The sequence below is a fragment of the Streptococcus mitis genome (assembly GCF_005144795.1).
Classification (GTDB): domain Bacteria; phylum Bacillota; class Bacilli; order Lactobacillales; family Streptococcaceae; genus Streptococcus; species Streptococcus mitis_BB.
The window spans coordinates 81210-87209 of record NZ_SWFJ01000011.1 but is presented as its reverse complement, the minus strand read 5'-3'; the positions used below and the strand labels follow the sequence as shown (position 1 = coordinate 87209).

Annotated in this window: 3 protein-coding genes; 2 read left to right on the top strand and 1 reads right to left on the bottom strand. The window is 39.9% G+C overall.

Going from position 1 to position 6000, the window contains the following annotated elements:
• A partial coding sequence (locus FBF73_RS08480; protein ID WP_136937540.1) for an SIALI-17 repeat-containing surface protein occupies positions 1–3551 on the top strand: 3551 nt, incomplete at its 5' end.
• 235 nt (positions 3552–3786) lie between these two features.
• Here FBF73_RS08480 and FBF73_RS08475 read toward each other — a convergent pair.
• Positions 3787–4335, bottom strand: coding sequence for an NADPH-dependent FMN reductase (locus tag FBF73_RS08475; RefSeq protein WP_136937539.1), 549 nt, complete (start codon positions 4333–4335; stop codon positions 3787–3789).
• A gap of 419 nt (positions 4336–4754) precedes the next feature.
• On the opposite strand from FBF73_RS08475, the gene FBF73_RS08470 reads away from it, so the two are divergent.
• The gene (locus FBF73_RS08470) at positions 4755–5951 is read left to right on the top strand and encodes an MFS transporter (protein WP_136937538.1); all 1197 of its coding nucleotides are present in this window, start codon (positions 4755–4757) and stop codon (positions 5949–5951) included.
• Positions 5952–6000 lie beyond the last annotated feature (49 nt).

The following is a 6000-nucleotide window of genomic DNA, read 5'->3' as shown; positions in this document are numbered from 1 at the left end:
GAGCGCAAGGACCAGCAGGACGTGATGGCCGCGACGGAAAAGACGTCTTGAACGGTAAAGTCAACCCAACTACAGAAGGTAAAGACGGCGATAAATACGTTAACACAGAAACAGGTGACGTCTTCGTTAAGAACAACGGCACATGGGAAAAAGAAGGTAACATCAAGGGACCTAAGGGTGACCAGGGTGCTCAAGGTCTTCAAGGACGCGACGGACGTGATGGAGCACAAGGACCTGCAGGACGTGACGGCCGTGATGGCCGCGACGGAAAAGACGTCTTGAACGGCAAAGTCAACCCAACTACAGAAGGTAAAGACGGCGATAAATACGTTAACACAGAAACAGGTGACGTCTTCGTTAAGAATAACGGCACATGGGAAAAAGAAGGCAACATCAAGGGACCTAAGGGTGACAAAGGTGAACGTGGAGAAGATGGTAAGACTCCAGAAGTAACTGTAACTCCAGGTAAAGATGGTCATAGTACCGACATTACATTCACTGTTCCAGGTAAAGATCCAGTTACAGTAAATGTTAAGAACGGTGAAAATGGTTTGAACGGTAAAACTCCAAAAGTTGATTTGCTTCGTGTTGAAGGACAAAACGGAAATCCATCTCATACAATTGTGACATTCTATACTGATGAAAACAATGATGGTAAGTACACTCCAGGAACTGATGAACTTCTAGGTTCTGAAATGATTAAAGATGGTGCTAAAGGTGCGGACGGACGTGATGGTAAATCATTACTTACTGTTAAAGATGGTAAAGAAACTAAAGTTTACCAAGAAGATCCAGCACATCCAGGTCAACCATTGAACCCAGAAAAACCTCTAGCAGTTATTAAAGACGGAGTGGACGGAGTCTCTCCAACAGTAACAGCTGTTCGTAAGGATGAAGAAGGTCATAAAGGTGTAGAAATCACAGTTGATAACCATGATGGTTCACAACCAACTACAGTCTTTGTTCAAGATGGTGCTAAGGGAGAAACTGGTGCAACCGGTCAGGATGGACAAACTCCTACAATCACTACTCAACGTGGACAAGATGGCCAAAGCACTGTTGTAACTATCACAACACCAGGTAAAGATCCAGTAACCTTTACAGTGAAAGATGGTAAGAATGGTAAAGATGGACGTACACCAACTATTGACTTAAATGCATTGGTGGAAGCAGTTAGAAGAGGTGCTGGATCAACTTCTAATTCACAACCTTCTGGAACATCAAGAAGTGCAAGAAATAGAAGAGCATTACCATATGAAGATAGAAGTGCAACTGAGTCATCAGAAACAGTACAACCAACAACTACAGATGCAACAGATTCACAACCAGTAAATGGTACTCGTATTACAGCATACTATGATAATAATGGTAACGGTAAATACGATCCAGGTGTGGATGAATTAATTGGTACAAGTGATATCTTGAATGGTACAAATGGACGTAATGGTACAGATGGAGCTTCTGGTACAAATGGACGTAACGGTGCTGAATTACTAAGTGGAGTTACTGCCCCAACTGCTAATGATGGTAAAGACGGTGATACTTATATCGATGCCAATACAGGTGATGTTTACAAGAAAGAAAATGGTTCTTGGAACAAGATTGGTAATATCCGTGGACCTCAAGGAGTAGCCGGTGAAAAAGGCGACAAAGGTGAAAAAGGTGAAAAAGGAGCTAATGGAGCAGACGGTAAATCACCAGTTGTAAATGTAACGGACAATGGAGATGGAACACACTCTATTACTGTTAGAAACCCTGATGGTTCTGAATCAACAACTAAAGTTAAAGATGGTAAAGACGGTAAAACTGCCAATATCACTACAACAGAAAATCCAGACGGAAGCCACACAATCACTGTAACAAATCCAGACGGAACAACTAAAGAAACAGTTGTTAAAAACGGTAAAGACGGTAAGACTCCAAAAGTTGAAGTAACGGATAACAACGATGGAACTCACACAGTTAAAGTTACAGATGGAGACGGTAATGTTACGAACGCTATCATCAAAGATGGTAAAGACGGTAAAGCTGCAACAGCAACTACAACAGAAAACCCAGATGGAAGCCACAGAGTAACAATCACTAACCCAGACGGAACTAAGAATGAGTTTGTTGTTAAGAATGGTCGTGACGGTGTTGACGGACGTACTCCAACCGCATCTGTTCGTGATAATGGAGACGGAAGTCATACAATCGTTATTACAAATCCAGAAGGTGTGACAACTGAAACCACAGTTCGTGATGGTAAATCACCAAAAGTTACAATAACTGACGAACAGAATGGAACACATAAGATCTCAGTTCTAAATGGTGATGGAACAACTACTGAAACAATCATTAAAGATGGTAAATCACCAGTAGCAACAGTTAGAGATAACCAAGACGGTACTTACACTATTCGTGTAGAAAACGGTAATGGTACTGTTTCTGAAACCACAGTTCGTGACGGTAAATCACCAACTGCTAAGGTTGTGGATAACGGAGATGGCACTCACACTATCACAGTTGTGAACTCAGACGGTACAACTACAACTACTACAGTACGTGATGGTAAATCACCAAAACTTGAAGTGATTGATAACAACAACGGTTCACACACTATTAAAGTGACAGGAGCTGATGGTAAAGAAACTACAACTACAATCTTTGATGGTAAATCACCAAAAGCGAACATCGTTGATAACGGAGACGGAACTCACACATTGACAATCGTTGATTCTGATGGTCGTGAATACAAATCTATTATAAAAGATGGTCGCGACGGCAAAGATGGCGTTTCACCAACTGTAACTGTTAAAAATAATAACGACGGAACTCACGTTGTTACAATCATTAATCCAGATGGAAGTAAGACAGAAATGGTGATTAAAGACGGTAAAGATGGTAAATCACCAAAAGTTTCTGTTGAAGATAATGGAAATGGTAGTCATACAATCACAATCATCAATTCTGACGGAACTGTGACAAAAACAGTTGTTAAAGACGGTAAAGATGGTCGTGATGGTCGCGACGGCAAAGATGGTAAATGTGGTTGCCAAGACAAACCAGTAACACCATCAAATGACAAACCAGTTCCTCCAACACGTAATGTGCCACAAGGACCAACGTTTGCAATTCCAGAACCACCAGTTCACGAATTGCCAGAATTCAACGGTGGTGTGCCAGGAATGCCAGAAGTTAATGAATTGCCAGAATTCAACAGTGGTGTGCCAGGTATGCCTGAAGTCAATGAACTTCCTAATCCAGAAGTTTCAGGGATGCCAACACCTCCGGTACAAGAAATTCCAGAGTTTAATGGCGGAGTACCTGGTATGCCAGAAGTAAATGACAAACCAACTTTAAACATTCCTGAAGTTCCAACACAACCAAATCCAAATGTACCAGTTCAACCGGTAACACCATTAACTTCTAACCCAGTAGGACCAACTACAGGTAAAGAAAACCATGGGGACAAATTACCTGAAACTGGAAGCCAATCTGATTATATCTCTATTCTTTTAGGTAGCGGTATTCTATTGAGCCTATATGTAGGTCGAAGAAAAGAAGATTAATCAGCCAAAAGCAGTCACTAATTTCTCGAAAGAAGATGATAAGTGATAGATCTCGAATGAAAGAATATTCTTAGGACGATTTTCCATGATGGAAAGACTGCTAAAAACCTTGAGTGGTAACGCTCAAGGTTTTTTTGGATGGCTGATGTTTGTCTGAAAATCTTGATTGAGAAATAAAAATGCCACCCTATGAGGTGGCTATAATTGATTTAGACTTCTTAAAATTCTCTATTTTTTACTGAATTGCTGCGATCAAGTCTTGAGCTTGTTTTTCAAGTGAGTTTAGGACAGTTTCTTCAAGAACCAATTTTCCATCTGCCCAAGCAGAGTCGTTGACACGTGCCGCAGTGAAATCACCAACGACTTGTGTACGGATAAATGGCAAGAGGTCTTTGTAAATAGCGAAGAGTTGATCGTGACCGGCATTAGCTACAGATGATACGGTGACAAACTTGTCTTGAAGGGCAGAAGCACCACGTGTATCAGATAGATCAAGGGCACGAGATAGCCAGTCAAGCAAGTTTTTCACTGTTCCAGGGATAGAGAAGTTGTAGACTGGAGAGAAGATCCAGATAGCATCCGCAGCGAGAACCGCTTCACGAGCAACAGCTACAGCTGGATGTGTTGGAACTTCCAAATCTTGGCTGAAGAGAGGAAGGGCTGAATAATCAAGATAGCTAACTTCTGCTTTACCAGTAAGTGCTTTCTCAGCTTCGAGAGCCATTTGGTGGTTGAAAGAACCTTGACGTAGTGATCCGACGATAAATAATACTTTTTTAGACATGATGTGTCTCCTTTTTATTAAATTTCCGAGAACTTTCTCGTTGTTATAAAATATATTACAACAAAACAAAAGGACTTGCAAGAAATTTGCTCAGAGTTTATTTGAAAATTAAAAATTACAGAAACTTTAATCATTTGCGACTGGAAAAGTAAGAACTGTTCGTTTTGAATCCTGGTTTATATTTGATTTTTGAAGAATATTCCTATATTCTCTTGTAATATGATGATATAAGTGCTAAAATAAACGAGAAAATTTGCAATAGAAACTACAGAACAGTTTTTCCGGTATCATTTCATAAACAATTAAACGAAAATAATGGCATTTTAAGAATGCTTCTAAAAGGGGTGGAGATCATGTAAGGCAAAGATTAACAAGTGACGGACAAAAGAAATAATAATACACTTGTTAAAGGAGAAAAAATGTTAATAAGAAATTATCGGAAAAATATTGGCCTGATGGCCGGAGTTGAGTTTTTTGCATTTCTAGGGATTACCAGTTTTTGGATTCTCTTTCTCAGTCAAAACGGCATGTCTCTTTGGCAGATTGGACTTCTGGAGAGTATTTTTCATACTACCAGTCTTCTCTGTGAAATTCCATCTGGTATGTTAGCTGATCGTTATTCCTATAAAACCAACCTTTATTTAAGTCGAATAGCAGGAATTATCTCTTCTATTCTCATGTTGGCTGGTCAGGGAAATTTTTGGATTTATGAACTAGCTATGGCGGTAAGTGCCTTGTCTTACAATTTTGATTCAGGAACAAGCGCAGCAATGGTCTATGACTCGGCTGTAGAGGCTGGACTAAAGGAGCGTTATCTATCCATTTCAAGCTTCCTATCAGGAGTGTCAGAAGGAACTCGGTCTTTTGGGACAGTGTTGGCGGGATTTTTTGTCCATGGTCAATTGTACCTGACCTACTATATCATGATTGCCACTTCTATCATAGTTCTTTTCCTGATTTGGATGCTGAAAGAACCTAGTGTCAAGCTAGAAAAAACTGATAGTGTGACCATGAAACAGATTATTTGGACTGTTAAGGATGAGTTGGAGCGAAATCCCATGCTTTTCAACTGGATGATTTTGTCTCAGATTGTCGGAGTACTCATGTGCATGTTTTATTTTTACTATCAAAATCAGTTACCAGATTTAAGTAGTTGGCAAATTTCAGCAGTTATGCTACTTGGAAGTCTCTTGAATATCCTTGCAGTCTATCTAGCGAGTAAGATTGGAAAGAACTATGCTGCCTTGAAGCTTTTCCCTATTCTCGTCCTGCTGACTGGAGTTACCTACCTGCTGTCCTACTTTGGAACACCTCTAATCTATATTTTGATTTATTTGATTAGTAATGCTCTATATGCTCTTTTTCAGCCGATTTTTGACAATGATTTGCAAGAGCGACTTCCAAGTGAAGTAAGGGCAACCATGCTAAGTGTCTACTCTATGATGTTTAGCCTCAGTATGATTGTGTTCTTCCCACTGACAGGTTGGTTGATTGACCATTTAGGCTTTGTAGTAACATTTCTTTATTTAGGCTTCTTTTTAGTCACGATCGGCCTTCTACTACCTATCTTTTTAGGAAAAATGGCTAAAAGAATGGATGATAAAGTGATTCCATAGATCAAAAAACTTACGAAAACTTGAGTGCCAAGCTCAGGTTTTTTAATAG

Bases quoted from the DNA above. Each gene is read 5' to 3' on its own strand.
- FBF73_RS08475 (WP_136937539.1), bottom strand. From the start codon at position 4,335: ATGTCTAAAAAAGTATTATTTATCGTCGGATCACTACGTCAAGGTTCT.
- FBF73_RS08470 (WP_136937538.1), top strand. From the start codon at position 4,755: ATGTTAATAAGAAATTATCGGAAAAATATTGGCCTGATGGCCGGAGTT.